Below are 16,930 nucleotides of genomic sequence, written 5' to 3'. Positions count from 1 at the left end.
ATTATAGCGGTTAATTTCGATCGCGTTCTATATCGGCGATCGCTTGACCGATACACCATTCACGGTCTTTCCCAGGATATTTACTTCTAACCTCATCGATCGTTCGTTTTGCGGATGGCACATTCCCTTTTAGCAGGGTAAGTAACCTTCGCCCTCGACCCGTATCAAACTCATCTGGAATTGACACTTTCGTAACTTTACGAGGACGTCGATTGAGCAAGTACCCACTCAATACCAGCACAAATAAAAGCACGAGTAGAAAAACATAGACCATGGGAATAATCTCCTAGATAAGGATTCATCTTTGCGATCTCGATTGCTATCTATGCTACTGCTCATTGAGGAAAATATGTGCGAACGAACCTTTGTCTTCGCTCTTTTAGTCCACCATCCACACGACAGAAAATAGCAATGTTTAGTGGATGTGAACTCGATGAGATCTGGTTCAGGTCTCATTGTGAATGTTTTAAGCGATCGCCCCACCACAGGAACTACCTTTACCAGCGGTGCATCCAAAGCAATGACGACCTGTTTTGATTTGGCGTTGCGCCAGTAGCTCGGCACTAAAATCCCGAATGTGAAGAGATTTGCGATCGGGGTGTTGAATTTCAAGCTCTAGCATCTGGTTAAAATCGCAGTCAAATAAGCGCCCATCCCAAGCAACAGAAAGGGTGTTGCGGCACATAAGCCCTGATATGGTGGCAGGGTTAAAGGAATTAACCAAAAGTTCCATATAAGCCTGTAGGTTGCCAGACTGTTCTAGCCATTCTAGATGGCGCGAGATTGGCATATTGTTAATCGCAATTAAGCGATCTAAGGTAATGTTATGGTTCTCCATTAAGCCTTCCTTCCACATTTTCTCTAAGAGAGCGGCTTGATTGCAGGATAGAGAAGCACCAACTGGATTACTCACTAGGGTGAGTTTGCGCTTCGGATCGCCTTTACCATAACCCGCAGCATTCAGCTTTCGCAGGGCTGCGATCGACTGTTCAAACGTGCCATCACCCCGCTGACTATCGGTGTTGGGTTGGCGGAAGTGGGGGAGGGAACAGGCAATTTCAACACCGCGTTCGGCAAACCATTCAGGTAAATCCTTCATATTTGGCAAAAGCAGTACGGTGAGATTGCAGCGATCGATCACATGTTTGCCCCGCACTACAGCTTGCTCGACCAAATAGCGAAAGTGAGGATTGAGTTCTGGAGCCCCCCCAGTAATATCAACGGTGTGCGCTTCGGTCTGGTCGAGAGCCTGAAGGCAAGCATCGATCGTGGCAAGATCCATAATTTCTTTACGATCGGGGCCTGCATCGACATGACAATGGCGGCAAGTCATATTGCAGAGCTTACCAACATTGATTTGAAAGATTTCCAATTTGCTTGGTGTGAGTTTTTCCCAACGATGATGGTTTAACGTTGCCTCAAAATTCCCTTGCTCTGGCAAATGGGACAAATCAACTGACTCTAACAAATTGATTTGCTGCTTCGTACTCGATAGCAAAGCATGGCGTTGCTTCAGTGAAACCGTTGCAGTGGGACTAGACATGTTTATTTTTCAGTAGCAGTGTGTTTTGAGCGCGATCGCAGGAAAATGGTTAGTGTAGATATTTTAGCTAAGGATCGCAGATTTATTGACTTGAAATATCGAGGTAAAAAAATGCCTGAATACCTAGCCAATCAGCAAGCCACTCAAGAGCAATTAAGTGAGTGGATAGCGTCTTTTCATACCAATGGGTTTCTTGTGATTCCCAATGTTTTAACACCCACACAATGTGAGTTGCTGAGAAATGATTTAGACGAAGCCCTCAGAAAGTCTGAAGGTGAATCTTATCGGCGATCGCGAAAGATCGTAAAGCGCATGTTTGAGCACTCTAAGCATAATCTAGACCTCTTCGCTTTAGAACCGATGGTTACGTTTGCGGAACATTTGATTGGCGGAGCAAATGGCACAGAATACTCGATGGATGAGGGTATTCCCAATTCCAACGCCATTCATGTAATTCACAATAACTCCTTTAAGCTGCCTCCAGAATCTGACGGATTAGCGAAGAACGCATGGCATCAGGATGACACGCCGCAAGTCCTCTCCCTCGATGGCAATCCTTTGACCAACATTCGCCTCAATGTTTTGGCTTTTACAGTCAACTATTATTTGACAGATGTGCTATCACCAGAGAATGGGCCAACTCAGACAATTCCTGGCTCGCACCTATTTGGTAAGTTCTGCAATGGTGATATCTCTGGCTATGAAGACCGCATTCATAACTGCTTAGGTGCAGCGGGTTCTGCGGTTTGCTTTAACAACCAAGTATGGCACAGAGGTTCTAGAAATGATTCCTCAGTAACCCGTTATATTACCCAAGTTACCTATGCCAAGAGATTGGTTGGTCATAAGTATGAACCTTTTATGAACTATCAGATGCCAAGTCACTGCTACGAGACTGCCGATCGCAGATTGAAACAACTCTTAGGATTTTTGCCCAACGGTGCTTATGGATAATCTAAAGAATTTATGAAATTTGCGTTTCTTTTCATCGATTCGTATGAGCTATGAAACCGATGAAGCCTCCTGCTAAGACCAGCCATGTTGAGTTTACTTTAAACCGAAATACAGCCAAGCAACTAAGGAGAGCAACGGCGATTGTCAAACCGTCCACTAAAGCAGCTCGCCCTAAATCCCATGTGACGATCGCCATCAGTGCCAACGAAGCCACATTCAAGCCGTCTAAAAAGCCAGCCGTATAGGGCGATCGCCGTAACTTTGTCACCCAAGGACTGACGATCGCCACCAGCACAAAAGCTGGTAAAAAGATGCCAATTGTCGCGGCGATCGCGCCTGCATTCCCTGCCAACAAGTAACCGATGAATGTAGCCGTTGTGAAAACTGGACCTGGGGTAAACTGCCCGATCGCCACAGCATCGAGTAATTGCTGTGATGTCAACCAGTGTAGGCGTTCTACAAGATCTTTTTGCAAAAAAGCCAACAGCACATAGCCACTGCCGTATAAAACAGATCCGATTTTGAGAAACAGTAAAAAAACACTTGCCCATGTAGGTGTAGCGAGAGAAGTAGCGAATAGATTTGCAAATGGAAGCGCATTGAGAACAGGAACATGAACCATAGGCAGAAGTGAAAAAGCAGAAGGGTCTCGATCTTTACGCAGTCGATCTTTCGGAAACTTCCAATTCCCCACAAGCATCACAGCAAGTCCTGCCAAGAACAATAAGAGCAGCTCATTGACTCCTAGACCAAACAGAATCATGACAGTTAGCCCCGTAAGTAGAGTGGCTCGGTTCTTGACAGCGTTTTTGCCTAACTTCCATAGGGCTTGTACCACGATCGCCACAATCACAGGCTTAATCCCATAGAGTAGCCACCCTGCCTGCGGGAGAGCTTGATATTGCACGTACACTGCTGCCAAGCCCCATACGATCAGCATTGCTGGCAAAATAAAACATACTCCTGCGATCGCGAGCCCCAACCATCCCCCTCGTTCTAATCCGATGTGAATCGCCAATTCAGTAGAGTTTGGGCCTGGGATTAAATTCGTAACACCGAGTAAATCTAGGAACTTCGCTTGACCCATCCATTTTCGCTGCTTTACCACTTCGTCATCGAGCATGGCAATATGAGCGGCAGGGCCGCCAAAGGCAGTAGTACCTAGCTTCGTGAAAACCCATGCGAGTTCTATGAGTCGTTGTTTTTTCTGTGCCGAACTCAACTCTGTATAATGGAGCACAGAGGTTGTTACATTTTGCTCTTCGCTCTTCTCTTCTGGGTTTTGAGTCATCTCCGATCGGGGATAGATTCGTTCTGAAGGGTAATTGCCAACTATTCTATGACCTATACTGAACCAGAGGAAAGATCGGTGGGTAACAATCAATATATCTTTTTAAAAGAAAAACTTGAGGAGCTTAAGGCTAAACTCGGTCAAGTTTCCGAGCGCGATGCCAGTTCGGTCAAAAGTCTAGGGCGATCGCATGGCGAAATTCAATCCTATTTTCAAGCTCAGATTCTCGACTTCCCGATCTCTAGCAGATCTAGCGAAATAGAAGAAAAGATTTTATCTTACTATGTAGAACTTAACAAACAACTGAAGTTGCTCGGCGTTGATTTTACGATGCTGCAAGTAGCCCGCAATCCTACCACATGGCAACAACGGCAACAACAAGCGATCGCGAGGCTATCCATGCTGATCGGCTATTGTGAAGCACTACTTTCTTTAGGGTGTCTCTAAAAATAGAAGCAAGAAGAAGACAAGGAACGGAAGCAATTACAAAATCCGATCGGATCTTGGCACTAGGCATTTAACATAGGTGGTTCAAAGTCAAAGGGGAGTTCGTTATTAATTGCTTGAATTTGGCGAACTTCGTAGGAATTCACCTCATGGATATGAGAAACCAAGATTTGTTTGAGACGGTTAGGATAAAAGCGATGCAAACTATAGTTGGGAATTGCAGGAAATCCGCGCCGCTTTTTATGCTGCCCACCTGCCCCAGGATCGAAGCTGCGGATACCTTGGGCGATCGCCCATTCGATTGGCGTATAGTAGCAGGCATCGAAATGTAAAGAGTCTACCTCCTGTACGCTGCCCCAATAGCGACCGTAGAGTTGCTCCCCCTTGCGGATACAAAAAGACATCCCAATTGGTTTGTGGTGGCTATCTGTTTCACCTGCGATCGCATCTGCTGCCACGCCAGCGACAAAGACTAAGCGATCGCGAAAACAATGCTGCAAAGATTCAAAAAACTTGCGATTGAGGTACTTGCTCCCACCCCAAAACTTGTCACAGGTATCGCTGTAGAGTTCATACATAAAGCCATAAAAAAAATGGGGAATTTCTTCGCCCGTATAAACGCGCATTTTTAAGCCTGCATTTTCGACGGCTTTGCGTTCTCGCTTGATGTTCCGCCTTTGATTGGCATTAAAGTTCTTTAAATAATCATCGAAACTTGAGAAGTTCTGATTTTCCCAAATATAGCTGTGGTGCATCCATGCCGTAAAGCCGCGCTTCTCTAGCTCAGCCCGCCAGTCAGGATCGACAAACAGAAAATGACAACCAGAGATTTGGGCGCGATCGCAGAAGCGATCGATCTCCGTCAGAATCAAATCGATAATTTTATCTGGATGCAATACTTCAGGGGCAAACAGAAATCGATACCCAGCAGCGGGGGTAAAGGGAGCCATGCCCAAGAGTTTAGGATAGTAGTTAATTCCCAAGCGATATGACAAATCAGCCCATTGGTGGTCAAAGACAAACTCCCCATAACTATGACCCTTGAGATAAAGTGGGGCGATCGCCATAAGTTGATTGCCTTGCCAAACTAATAGATGGTTGGGTAACCAGCCTTCTTTAGGCGTCGAACAGCCTGATGTCTCTAGGCTTGCCAACCATTCCCACTCAAAAAAAGGCGTTTTTAAAGGTTTTGCTAAGGCATTCCAAGTCTCAGGCTTTACTTTGTGAACGCTGTCAATCCAAGTGGTGGTATAGGGTTGCGAACTTTTGAGCATAGTCAAAGGTGAATAGGTTGCTTGCTTAACACTCCTTAATCTTAGCCTGCGATCGTGGCTTCAGGTGTATAACCTACATTCAGCAGATATTTTTTGAGAATCAGTATTTACCGAGAAAACTCTAATGACTGTCATCCTCCTCAGGGACTATGTTATGCAGTCTTCGCTTGTGAGGTCAACTTACAGCCAGCAGTTCATTAAGCTTGTTTTTCAGATTTGGGGATGTCATGAGTGGATTGTAGACTTCTCCTGCGTAGGGCTGCCAAACATAACTAGGGCTAAAGGGACGTAATACAGGCAATATTCCTAGTTCTCGTTCGATTTGTTTTGCTAAAACCAGTCCTGGGATAGATAGATTGGATGATTCTTCGATAAGCTCGCTGTAAGTCCTGAATTCATCGACTTCAACACCAACTAGTGCATAACGGAAGGTCGGAGCAAATTTTAAAGACTGATAGAGTAAGATGCCTAATTCTGTCATTAAATAGGCACTTTCAGGGCTGTCTATCCCCACTTCACTAAGATTATTAGGCGAAACTCGACACCACCAGTTTTCTTCTATGTCTTGGAATATATCCGTGCGACATTGGCAATGGCGACCATTTGACAGCAACCATGATATTCCCTCAAAATGTTCAGCGAATTTATGTGCGTTGCTCTTATCAGAACCGCACTCTGCCGATAAACTAAATATCCATGCCATTTTCATAGCCTCCTATTGCTTGTACTAATCAACCCTTTCCCAATATTTTTGGGTGTTTGCCAATGCTGCCTCGTACTTTTCTAGAGCCATTGTAACTCTTGGCATGATGCTAACGTGGGTTGGGCTATCTTGGACTGCTTGTAAATCTCCAGCGATCATGCTGTCATCAATTTGCCATAAAGGATCTTTGCCATTGCCGCCAAATTTTGTGGGTTTGCGAAATGCAGGTAAACCTTCGATGGATAAGGAAACAGACATTCCCTTGGTATTTCTAATGGCAACAGCTACAAGATCGCCGTACAACTTACGCTGTGACTCTGGCAGCAAATAGCCTTGTTTATCTAGACAGCCTATCGACATTTGCTCGATGTTTATATCGATGTTAGGTCTAACGCCTAACAATCTGGCACTTCGACCTATTCTGGGTTTTCTGTTCTGCTCTGCCATGCCACGATAGTAGAGTTTTGCCATATTTCATTGTTTTACTGGCTTACTTGTATTGTATAGCTCGATACAATTCTTTGGAATTATACAAGATCCGCGATCGCATCATAAATACTACTAACGCCAAATAACTACAAGGCTAATGTTTCAATTGCTAGACTTCAAATTGATCGTCCACGAACTCTCTCAAGCTCATGAAGATAGTCATCTAATATCTTTTCAAGCTTTAGCAGGTCATTAGGATGTAGCTTTTTCTGAAGAAAAATACAAATTATACATAATTCTTTTTCCCTACCATTGGAAATAGGCAATTTATCTAACTGGTTATGTACTTTATTGAAATACTTAGGCAAGTCAAGCCATGATTTTTCATCTTTGTATTTTTTAAAACTTTGACTATCTTTTCCATCTTTGCAAAGAGTAAGTAAGTTTTTATAGCTCTTAATAATGCTTTCTACCTCATTCAATAAGGTTGTACTACTCTTTTTCCAGTCATTAAACTCTAATCGCTCTAGAAATTTAGCTAATTTAAGAATTTCATCCAATCCTTTCTGAGAAATAGGTCGAAATGCTGTGTCCCTATCGATGTTGGGTAAAGATGCACTTTTTTGAGTTTGCTTTAATGATTCTTTGGCTTTGGAGAATCCATGATCGATGTTTGTTGTAGATGAGTCGCGTAAGGGATTTTTGCCTACATGAACCACAAGATCACCGCTACCGCTAATCCGAAAATCAGCACCACTAGTATTACTATTAGGAATATTGCCAGCTTGGAGATCTGCTGAGGCTTTTTTTTTGCTGGCGCTTCTATCTTGTTTGAATCATCAGTTTTAACTTCAGTTAATCCAGTAATCAAAGGTTCGACTATCTTTGGTTGATTTGTATCCTGAAGATCAGCTTTCTTTGAAAGATTCACCCTAGAAAATTGAATGCATTCTTTTTCTTGTTTAATTACAAATACGAATGGGGAAACATCTTTAGGTAAAGGCTTTAATGAAATCTGATTAACTAGAGTTAGCACTTCTTGCTCTGAATTTATTTTAAATGATTGAATCCATAAATTATCTAGAGTCTGCACTTCAGAAAGGTTACCATTTGGTAAAGGTTCCATTATTGCCAAATTTGCAAAGAAGGATATATCTGTAACGAACGCATCTTTGCCTTGAAATTTTACTGAATTTCTAATAGCATCAAAGAATTTTTTATCATCACTCCAAAAACCAAGTAAAGCTTTAGCCGTAATATTTCTAAAAACTTGGTCATTTTCTTCGTTGTCATCAGCTAACCATGCAATCACATCAAAAATCTCTCTTCCTAATTTATTTGATCTTTCTTGTGTTGCTTCAATACCAGTAACTTCCAGAAACAACTTTCCTGCATGGCTAACTAGAAGTATAGAAGGCTTTTGTTCAGTCGATACAAAAAACTCAACAGTAGTATATCCAGTTGGATTTCTTGGATTTGGAACTATACAACTTTCTTTTACATCGGGATTAATGATTGGTGGAATTTCTCTAGGCTGATCGGGCTTTGAGGCATTTCGCCAATGAATGCCATCTCCACCGAGTGCCGAGGTTTTAACATATATTTGAATTCCACTCATACTCATAATAACGAACCTTGGGTGAGTATTGGCAACCAGTTATTTTTGCCTTGCAGGATAGCAAAGCCTTGATCTTCCTTACATTTCATTGCAAATTTATATATAGCATCATTAAAAGCTTTAATTTCTTCTTCGGTAGCTTGTACTTCGTTCTTAGCTTTTGAAGTACTTCTCTTTGTATCTTGCAAAATTGATTCAACAGCTTGAACTTCTGCCTGAGTCTCTTGAAATGGTGTTTCGCGATCGTCAAACCAATTGAGAGCCCAGCGGAATGGTAGCCATACTTCGTTACGGTCTCTTAGCAATCGCTTTGCTTCTTCGTATTCCTTTTGAGCCGAACTAAGTTTGTTGCCTTGACTATCCAGCTTTGATTCGAGATCAGTAACTTTCTTTTGAAGATTAGCTAGATATTCTTTCTTGGCTTTACTACGAAGATTAAACAAAAATCGCAGAATATAACGTAAGGGCTGATCGCCATCTTTAGGGTCATATGGAGCATTTATTGGCATTTTGTGGAACGCAAAGTTAGTTAATCCCGAATTCTCAGGATCTGGTTCATGATAGGCAAAAATAGCATTACCAATTGTTTGAACTGGAGAAACTACCACAGCGACCCTATTGTACAAACCTTCACACTTCAAAAAATCTAGTAACTCTTGGTAACCCACTCTCACATGATCTAGAAGGCTTTGGGCATCTTGAGTCGTTCTCATATAGGTTTCGCACTTCACAGGAGCGAGAATTACCAGTCTAGGGGTTTGCACTTCAGTATAAGCATCCTTGAACAGCTTAGTAATCCGAGCAGGATCGTTCTTTTCTACGTGACAAAAACCAATTTCCGAATTTTTAACTCTTCCTGTTTTTCCTTCCATCAAAGCAGATGAATCAATAGGAATGACAATCGCATCACATTTTTTTAGTTGGCTTTTAACATAATCTTTTTGCGATGTAGATGCTGTAGGTTTAAAATACTCACCTGATGGATCGGTAAACCTAATTTGCATAAATTTCTTGTTCCCATTTCCCACCTCAAACAGGAAGCCTTCATCATTCCAAGGATCTTCTTGTGGAGATGTAGGAATTACTTTTTTGTCCTTTAGGCGAGGATCGATAAATCTAAGTGTTTCTTTACAATGTTCTACGGCATCTAAAGTTCTGCTGTCCGTTGTCCATGTCTCTAGCCCTGCCGAAGAAAATGTCTTGTCAAACTCTTCATGCATTGCCGCTAAAATACTAGTCTTCCCAACGCCTCTCGGAGCAACCATGATAATGTTTAACTCATCAGAAATATCCATCATGCATACCCTCTTGCTTTGCTAATTTAGTTTAAAAACTGAATTGAACTCAGTTGATTAGATGCTTCTAGCCGATTTAATGCAGCACCCCAATCTTTTTGTCTCTGGTCATCACGCTCAAGTTTACCAATATCGTCTGACCAAACCTGAGAACGGTTTCTTCTTAAGAACTTCCGCCAGTCAGCCAAAGCTTCTTCATGGTAGATGATATTGTCAATAAACTGTTCTACTCTTGCGTACATAGACCAACTGGGCTGTGTGAGTAATTCTGCTAAAGAGTTTCTAATCTTTGCTATCGCCTTATCGTATTCAACTTGTAGGGCAAGGAAAATCTCATCTGGCGTACTTTGTGGATTGGGGCTGAAGACTTCTGACTGTTTCTCATTTGCTGATTTAATGTTGCTTAACTCTGCTAGATGTTGATAAATCTGTGGTTCTATTAGCCCACTGTAGGAAAGTTCAAAATCAGCCAAGATTTTTATGCCTTTTTGTAGCCTTTTCAAATCCTTATGATCCTTTTCTAATAGCTGAGAGAAGTTTAGGAAAAACTCTGTACCAGAAAGGTTAGGTGCAATATATCCCAATTTACCTTTGTCTATCAAAATAGATGTCACCTGACGTTTTACATTTTCAGTGGATTGTTTCAACCCTCGATCTAAATGGCTAAAATGGTCGGATAAAAGTGTACGAAATTTATTCCTATAGTCAGCGTAAGTTTGCATCGGATCGCTACCAAGTATTCGGTCTTGAATCTTACTTACAGCCTCAGCCTGTTCTAGCGTCAATATATCAGCATTATCCCTACAGGTCTTAATAGCTGCTTCAACACTAGTTTTTAATGCAGAGTCTTCTGTATCAGATTGTTCACGAAGTATTTGTCTAAGCCTTTGAAAAGCAGCCTTGATGTCGTACCACCAGCCCCGCTTATCATCTCCAAATAAATCATCATACTTTTCTTCTAACACACCATTAAAGTCAAGCCCTGACTCACTAAAGGCTAACTTAGCACTATTCAGAATCTGATCAATTTTTCCATGAATAGCAATGAGTTCTTCTTGGCAAGCTCTCGCGTACTCCTCATCTAGCTTTGTAATGTGTTCAGTTAAATAGTCTAAAATGATGTCAAACACCTTATTTGCTTGCACAACATCTGAGCAGTCAGCAACCTCAGCCTGAACAACTTTAATGACAGTATGACTGATAGAGCTTTGCAGACTTTGACAAGCATCTAAATTGTCAGTTCTAGTACTATGATTTAGCACCATAAATGCTCTGTTTTCAAGATTGTTTAATGCTTCATTAGCTGATTTATACAAGCTTAACTCGTCGGCAGATTCCCATTGAAATCGTGATGGATCTGGTCGTTTTACAAACAGAACGACATCTACATCTTTCCCCAATGTCTCCAAGAGCACCTTTTCATCGCCCAGTTTAGAATCTCCTAATCCAGGGATATCCACAAGGGCTATATTACCAACATCAGGATTTGAAAAGGGACAAGATATTTTCACTTCCCTTACGGCAAGATGTTTAAATGTAGTTAGATTATTTTGAGAATCTCTTTCCTGCATCACATAATCTCTAACTTGAGAAATACTATTTCCTTCTAGATAGATTTCTCCACCTCTAATTAGGTCTCGATATTGAGAAAGAGAGTTGTGATAGTCGTTTCTTAGACGTTTGTAAAATGCTTTTTTATCTGGATCTAGCTGAAGATCGGGAAATACTTCTCGTGCAAATTCTTCTAAACTATCTGGCTTACTGGAAAATCCTAAATAGCTCCCTAATGCGTCATAGTAAGGATAAATAACACCATTCAGATAAGTTTCTTCTGAATGGAGAATAACAGTAACCTTAATGTCTCCTTGTGTATTAACAATGACGCTGCGAGAAGCAGTACAGGCTCCTCCAGCAAGTGCAGGAAGTATGTCATCAAAAATATGAGTTGATGGATCGTTTGGGTCTTTCACGAGACCGCTAAGAGTTTTCAGCAAAGTACTTTTGCCCTGCCCCATCAAGCCAACTACTCCGATGTTCAAAGTCTTACGCTCAAAACGTTCTCTAAGCTTTGCCAGTATATGCCCCTGTTCTTTACTTTTCGAGTATATTTCGTCTAACTCATGGCTTGAGACCCAAGAGCTACCTAATTTTTCTTTAAGCTCTGTAGTCTCAACACTTTTCTGCAAATTTTCCCACAAAGACACAAGTTCACGCAGTAGTGCAACACGATCATTTAAGCTTTTAAAAACCGTTGGAATCTTTTTTGGTATATGCTCACGGCGACTTGCAATGATTCCAGCAACTCGACTACTTCTAGATAAATTTGTATTCATAAGGTAGTAAGATTGTTTTTTGTCGAGAAAAACCAGTAGTTAGACGAAGCTAAAATGATGTGTGAAGCTTTAGGGAATCTGCACTTCATTAGCCTTGTCAGTTCACTAGGGTGTGAACGGAAACTCTGAGGTAATTAGATACTTGAGGCATAACGATCCCATCACTATATTTCATGATTTTATCATACACCGTCAAGCCTTGTATTAGCGGTCGATAGAACCCCGAAAATGAACGCGCTATCTGTTGCCGAGCCTGTCGACACATCCTGTAAACGTTAGAGCGCGGGGCTTTCCGCTTGTTATGCTAGAATTTTTTCTATTGGTTGGAAACCGCAACCTTTACCTGCGCGTAACGTAACACCTTTGATTGAAATAGATAGCCCCGTCGAATTTCAGTCATTATCGTTCCCTCTGGATATCGATCGGTGGGTTGGGCAATTACCGCCTCATGGAACGTAGGATCGAAAATTTGCCCAGTGGTTTCCATGGCTGAAACACCAAACTGTTTTAGATCCTGCATGAGTTTCTCCCGCAAACGCTGGTAACTAGCGTGAATCATCTGCTCTCTTTCGGTTTGAGGCTTGATCTGATGGATGGCTAGATCGAAGATGTCGAGCGTTACGAGCAATCGCTTAAAGATTTCGGCTTTAACCTGCTCTTCCTTTTGCGTGAGTTGGGCTTGTAGTTGCTCTTGGTTTTGACTTTGATTTGTGGGTGGACTAGCGGCTGATGTTGAATTGGCTGTTGAATTGTAGGAGGGCTTTTGGGCAGCTTGAGCATTGGTCTTGTCTTGAATGCCAAGCTCAGGCTCGGAACCGATGAGTTCCGCTCTCACTTGTAACAATTCCTGAAAGATGCTGTTGAGTTGTTGTTCCTTTTTAGTAAGTTCCTGCTCGTGCTTGCTCAAGAGAGAAGCTAACTGCCGATCGCGTTTGCTCAATTCCTGCCTTAATTTCACCAATTGCTCTGACAGGCGATCTCGTTCTAGCTGTTTCTGTTTCGATTCTTCCTGCGTTTGTGCGAGGCGATCGCGTACCTGCACCAATTCCTTGAGTGTATTTTGCATTTTCGCTTCCAATACAGCAGTTTCGCTATTTGGGAATGGATGGGATTCTGGTAATGGAGAATCGCGGCGATCGCGCATTCTCATATCTCGATCTGCTTGGGGTTCAAGATCGGACTTGGGCTTAACCTCCCCAGCCGCCCATTTTCGGATGAGTGCGATCAAATCCTCAATGGGGCGATCGATGGGTTCCCTAGGAGCAGCGATCGTAGAATTCACCAATTCTTTTGTAGTGCCATAGGGCTCTCGACCGTTTTGAGGCTTTTGTAACCCATTGATATGGTCTCGAACCTCAGAATTGAGATCGTATGGTTGCAGTGAAGGCTCCAAACCTGTAGAAGCCTCTATCACAAATTCTTCGCGCATCATCGTGGGTTCCTCCGCTTGGCTTAAACTTTGGCTTGGATTTTGAGAAAGTCCCGAAGATAAGGTTAACTCTGGACTTTCACTCCCCACAAAAATGCGATCGGTTGTTTCGGCGTTACCGCTCAAAATCGTTTCTAAATTCACGTCCGAACCCTTAACGACTTCAACGGTTGAATTCGTTTTTGAATTGGGAAATGGATAAACCTTGGCTGCAAAAATCGAGTTGGTTTGAGATCTCGACTGCATATAAAGCTTTACTAGCTCTCTGGGCAGCGATCGCCCAATGACCATTTCTAAGGCATACACAAATAACATGCGTTTTTCGCGACCGATCTGCAAAGCCTGCTGGATTTGCTCGGCAGTGGCATAGCCAGACTGCATTAATGCCTGCTCAAAGGTTTGAGAATTGGGATCTTTATCCTCCGATGATTCAGTTTTTGACTCAAAAGCATCACGCATAGCTAAATTGCGATCGATTACGCCAAAAAATTGCAGAAACTAGCAGGGGATTGTACGCTAGATTTTTGTTTCTGCATATCAAATTTAGGAATTGCCCATGCTGGAGATCGAAAACCTCAATGTCAACTACGGGGGAATTCAAGCCCTACAAGGGATCGATCTAACTGTAAATGAAGGGGAAATCGTGACGCTTGTAGGTGCAAACGGGGCGGGGAAATCCACCACCCTACGTGCCATTTCCCGTTTGGTCAGTCCCCGTAGCGGCAAAATTTTCTACCAAGGTCAAAACATTACCAAGCTACGCCCCGACCAAGTGGTCTGTATGGGCATTGCCCAGAGCCCTGAGGGCAGGAGGGTGCTCGCACGTCAAACGGTGCTCGCAAACCTAGAATTGGGCGCTTACACGCGATCGGACAAATTTGGCATCAAAGCCGACATCGAACGACAATTTCAGATTTTCCCCCGTTTGGGCGAACGACGGTATCAGCTCGCTGGGACTTTGAGTGGTGGCGAACAACAAATGCTGGCGATCGCCAGAGCCGTCATGAGTCGTCCTAAATTACTTTTGCTCGACGAGCCAAGCCTAGGTCTTGCGCCGCAAATCGTGCGAGAAATCTTTGGCGTGATTGCCAATTTACACGCTATGGGCGTAACAATTTTGCTGGTAGAACAAAATGCTAATCTTGCCCTGCAAACTGCCGATCGCGGATATGTGTTAGAGGCAGGTCAAGTCGCGATCGCGGGCGCAGCCTCCGATCTTTTAGAAGACGATCGCGTTCGCAAAGCCTATCTAGGATAAATTTTCTCAAGTCGCAAAATCGCCTTAAATCTGAATCATGTTGCTGTATTCGGTGAGTAACTCATCGTAGGTGAGGCTATCGCTATCTGCTTGTGGGCTCCAAAGCAACTCAAATATCAACAAATGGCTAGCGGGAAGAGCAGCGATCGCCTCTAAAGCCTTGCGCAATTCTTCGGTATTTCTAATTTCGCCAAACAGTGGTTTGTCATGCTCTGTTCCGATCAACAGCGTCACCACAATATATGCCGATGGATCTTTTTCTAACGAAGCAATAGACGCTTGTCGGACTGCCCTGCGCCCACCGACATTCACTAAAGTTTCCTCGCTAAATTTACTGCGCTCTTCGAGCGAAAGCTTGTTAAATAACTCTTCAGCCTTGTCACGTTTTACAGGCTGAGAACTGGCTGAAACATGCGTCCAATTTTCTGGGGTGCGAATCAAGGCGATCGCAGACTCTTGTAACAAGGTCATCAAACCATCAGGTGTATCTGTATCAACTTCAAGGCTCAACTCTGTTAATCGAGCTTGCACTTCACGCGCTTGGGCTAAGAGGGCAACTTGGAGTTTGCTAACTGTAAAAGTATCATTGCCCAAATCCCCAGAAGCCCCTTTGGACTTGTTGCGGAAAAAGATGGCACGAATAATAAAGTAGGTAATTGAGCCACCAATCAGTAAAACAATCAACCAGACAAACCAAGGCACCTCATCCGAAGTACTGGTAGATGACTGGTAAGTGCCAGGGGTTGAAGAAGGGCGAGAATTATTATTATTGATGATTACTGGGGCAATGATCGGGTTGCCACCATTTGAAGGCCGACTAGGAGAAAAAGAGTCGCGATCGTTGGTACGACTAGGTGTTGAAGGATCTGACGATCTTGTGGGGCTAGAGCTACCAGAGTTTGAAGGAGTCGAGCGGTTAAAAGAGCCACTCCTAGTTCGACCAGCACTACTTTTAGCATTAGCTTGCCGATCTAACAGTAAAAATGTATCTTGTTGGCGGTGGGACGCATCCTGAAAGGAATCGCTAAAGCCCAAATCGATCGCTTGAACCGTTGAAAATGCTAGTAAAGTAGCAGCTAAGAATTGAAATTTTGTCTTACGCATAGTAGTTGGTAGTTAAACGTTTAAACTATAGGGTGTAGCGTTTCAATTATTTAGTTGTGGTAGAGCCAATTCTTTCAGGTATTTGTTTGGGTTTAATCTTTATTACCCTCGCTGGTCTATTTTTTGCGGCATATCAGCAATATCGTCGCGATCCGATGTAGGTGTAATTAGGCATAATTACTCAATAATTTAAACCATTTATCCCTGACACAAATCTTGCGTTAGGGTATTTTTATTTTTTAGTGATAATAATATTTTAGCGGTAGTAGATATCCCATGGGAAAAGAGCAAGGAGAAAGGCGTAATTTATAATCCCTAGTTTTGGGGAGGACGAAATAATTCATATGCCAGAGTCTTATACAGAGGAACAAGTACAGCAGATTTTGCAACGGGCCTTAGCTCGTAAGTCTAAACATGGCGATCTGCTTTCACGACAACAAGTTAGCGAAATTGCCTCGGAGCTAGGCGTAAGTGAAGCAGATTTTCTTGCTGCCGAACAAGAATGGATGGCGCAAAAAAGTAAATCTCAAGAACGGGCTGATTTTGATATTTATAAAAGAAAAGAGTTTCGCGATGGGCTGCTCAAATATTTTATTGTGAATGCTTTTTTGATTGGGATTAATCTGTTCACATCTGGTCATGTGTCATGGGCAGCTTATCCATTTTTGATCTGGGGACTAGGCATCGCTTTAAAGGCTTACGCCACCTTTCAAGCAGATAGCGAGGCATACGAAACAGAATTCAACAAGTGGCAACTCAAACAGAAACGCGATCGGATTACTGCGCAGATTACCAATAAGGTTGCGTCTTCTGTAGAGAACTGGCTAAAGTCTAATTAAAATGACTTGATTCATTATCGGGAGCAATTCCTCTAAACGCGATAAAACGGACATAGCCCAAAGAACCTTTTAGCGATCGCTACTTTTTGATCAGTAAGTAAAGCACAAAACCAATTACAAACAATGGGAGGGCTTTGAGTACCAAAACAGTCAAAATAATCGCCGTACCCAAAACGTAAGTAATCAACTGTTGGACGAACCACACCGTAGCAATTCCAATTCCTACTAATAAAAGGAACTTGACTAGAGGACTAGATTTTTGAATCATCGGTTTTCGTTGCTCCTGTTCCAGATCGTTGAGGGAGTCCAGATGCGTCTCCAATCTCGTTACCCTACGCTTTGCCTTGCTTAGCTCGTCGTCATGCATGGTTTTTAAAAACAAATCTAGCGCTTTTGGATCGTTTAAAAGTTAC

18 protein-coding genes are annotated in these 16,930 nt (G+C 42.7%); 5 read left to right on the top strand and 13 right to left on the bottom strand.

Going from position 1 to position 16,930, the window contains the following annotated elements; all coding sequences use genetic code 11:
- Positions 1–10: 10 nt before the first annotated feature.
- Together ACP2WE_RS12665 and arsS are read right to left on the bottom strand one after the other, a co-directional pair.
- Positions 11–274, bottom strand: a complete 264-nt coding sequence (locus ACP2WE_RS12665) for a hypothetical protein (RefSeq protein ID WP_425215916.1) — start codon at positions 272–274, stop codon at positions 11–13.
- A 192-nt stretch (positions 275–466) separates the two neighbouring features.
- On the bottom strand, positions 467–1,543 hold the full coding sequence (gene arsS / locus ACP2WE_RS12660; RefSeq protein WP_425215915.1) for an arsenosugar biosynthesis radical SAM (seleno)protein ArsS: 1,077 nt from the start codon (positions 1,541–1,543) through the stop codon (positions 467–469).
- Positions 1,544–1,654: 111 nt separating this feature from the next.
- On the opposite strand from arsS, the gene ACP2WE_RS12655 reads away from it, so the two are divergent.
- Positions 1,655–2,497, top strand: coding sequence for a phytanoyl-CoA dioxygenase family protein (locus ACP2WE_RS12655; RefSeq protein WP_425215914.1), 843 nt, complete (start codon positions 1,655–1,657; stop codon positions 2,495–2,497).
- Positions 2,498–2,528: 31 nt separating this feature from the next.
- On the opposite strand, the gene ACP2WE_RS12650 is transcribed toward ACP2WE_RS12655, so the two are convergent.
- Positions 2,529–3,788 (bottom strand): chromate transporter, encoded by a 1,260-nt coding sequence (locus tag ACP2WE_RS12650; RefSeq protein ID WP_425215913.1) that lies wholly within the window; start codon positions 3,786–3,788, stop codon positions 2,529–2,531.
- Between the two features lie 48 nt (positions 3,789–3,836).
- Between ACP2WE_RS12650 and patD the strand changes: the two genes are divergently transcribed.
- Entirely contained in the window at positions 3,837–4,235 is a 399-nt protein-coding gene (gene patD, locus ACP2WE_RS12645) for a heterocyst frequency control protein PatD (protein ID WP_425215912.1), read from the top strand.
- Positions 4,236–4,297: 62 nt separating this feature from the next.
- Here the strand turns inward: patD and ACP2WE_RS12640 are convergent, their stop codons facing one another.
- From ACP2WE_RS12640 to grpE, 8 genes are all read right to left on the bottom strand, one after another.
- Positions 4,298–5,509 carry a GNAT family N-acetyltransferase gene (locus ACP2WE_RS12640; RefSeq protein WP_425215911.1) on the bottom strand — a complete coding sequence of 404 codons (1,212 nt, stop codon included), beginning with the start codon at positions 5,507–5,509 and terminating at the stop codon, positions 4,298–4,300.
- Between the two features lie 175 nt (positions 5,510–5,684).
- Positions 5,685–6,212, bottom strand: a complete 528-nt coding sequence (locus ACP2WE_RS12635) for a hypothetical protein (protein ID WP_425215910.1) — start codon at positions 6,210–6,212, stop codon at positions 5,685–5,687.
- 24 nt (positions 6,213–6,236) lie between these two features.
- A complete protein-coding gene (locus ACP2WE_RS12630; RefSeq protein WP_425215909.1) occupies positions 6,237–6,683 on the bottom strand; it encodes a Tse2 family ADP-ribosyltransferase toxin in 447 nt (148 codons plus the stop codon).
- 134 nt (positions 6,684–6,817) lie between these two features.
- Complete coding sequence (locus ACP2WE_RS12625; protein WP_425215908.1) at positions 6,818–7,360, bottom strand: hypothetical protein; 543 nt, start codon at positions 7,358–7,360, stop codon at positions 6,818–6,820.
- The gene (locus ACP2WE_RS12620; protein ID WP_425215907.1) at positions 7,348–8,265 is read right to left on the bottom strand and encodes a hypothetical protein; all 918 of its coding nucleotides are present in this window, start codon (positions 8,263–8,265) and stop codon (positions 7,348–7,350) included. Before ACP2WE_RS12620 ends, ACP2WE_RS12625 begins: the two co-directional genes overlap by 13 nt.
- On the bottom strand, positions 8,262–9,557 hold the full coding sequence (locus tag ACP2WE_RS12615) for a TRAFAC clade GTPase domain-containing protein (protein ID WP_425215906.1): 1,296 nt from the start codon (positions 9,555–9,557) through the stop codon (positions 8,262–8,264). Before ACP2WE_RS12615 ends, ACP2WE_RS12620 begins: the two co-directional genes overlap by 4 nt.
- Before the next feature lie 23 nt (positions 9,558–9,580).
- Complete coding sequence (locus ACP2WE_RS12610; RefSeq protein WP_425215905.1) at positions 9,581–11,887, bottom strand: GTPase family protein; 2,307 nt, start codon at positions 11,885–11,887, stop codon at positions 9,581–9,583.
- Between the two features lie 316 nt (positions 11,888–12,203).
- A complete protein-coding gene (gene grpE / locus ACP2WE_RS12605) occupies positions 12,204–13,775 on the bottom strand; it encodes a nucleotide exchange factor GrpE (protein WP_425215904.1) in 1,572 nt (523 codons plus the stop codon).
- Between the two features lie 97 nt (positions 13,776–13,872).
- On the opposite strand from grpE, the gene ACP2WE_RS12600 reads away from it, so the two are divergent.
- Positions 13,873–14,574 (top strand): ABC transporter ATP-binding protein, encoded by a 702-nt coding sequence (locus ACP2WE_RS12600; protein ID WP_425215903.1) that lies wholly within the window; start codon positions 13,873–13,875, stop codon positions 14,572–14,574.
- Positions 14,575–14,598: 24 nt separating this feature from the next.
- Here ACP2WE_RS12600 and ACP2WE_RS12595 read toward each other — a convergent pair whose 3' ends face one another.
- Positions 14,599–15,678 carry a DUF1517 domain-containing protein gene (locus tag ACP2WE_RS12595; protein ID WP_425215902.1) on the bottom strand — a complete coding sequence of 360 codons (1,080 nt, stop codon included), beginning with the start codon at positions 15,676–15,678 and terminating at the stop codon, positions 14,599–14,601.
- Positions 15,679–15,734: 56 nt separating this feature from the next.
- On the opposite strand from ACP2WE_RS12595, the gene petG reads away from it, so the two are divergent.
- Together petG and ACP2WE_RS12585 are read left to right on the top strand one after the other, a co-directional pair.
- On the top strand, positions 15,735–15,839 hold the full coding sequence (gene petG / locus ACP2WE_RS12590) for a cytochrome b6-f complex subunit V (protein WP_425215901.1): 105 nt from the start codon (positions 15,735–15,737) through the stop codon (positions 15,837–15,839).
- Between the two features lie 183 nt (positions 15,840–16,022).
- Positions 16,023–16,517, top strand: coding sequence for a 2TM domain-containing protein (locus ACP2WE_RS12585; protein ID WP_425215900.1), 495 nt, complete (start codon positions 16,023–16,025; stop codon positions 16,515–16,517).
- Positions 16,518–16,596: 79 nt separating this feature from the next.
- On the opposite strand, the gene ACP2WE_RS12580 is transcribed toward ACP2WE_RS12585, so the two are convergent.
- The gene (locus ACP2WE_RS12580) at positions 16,597–16,884 is read right to left on the bottom strand and encodes a hypothetical protein (protein ID WP_425215899.1); all 288 of its coding nucleotides are present in this window, start codon (positions 16,882–16,884) and stop codon (positions 16,597–16,599) included.
- Positions 16,885–16,930 lie beyond the last annotated feature (46 nt).

The sequence above is a fragment of the Tumidithrix helvetica PCC 7403 genome (genome assembly GCF_965232925.1).
In the GTDB taxonomy this organism is placed as follows: Bacteria; Cyanobacteriota; Cyanobacteriia; order Pseudanabaenales; family Pseudanabaenaceae; genus Tumidithrix; species Tumidithrix helvetica.
This window is presented reverse-complemented; position numbering and strand designations above follow the sequence as displayed.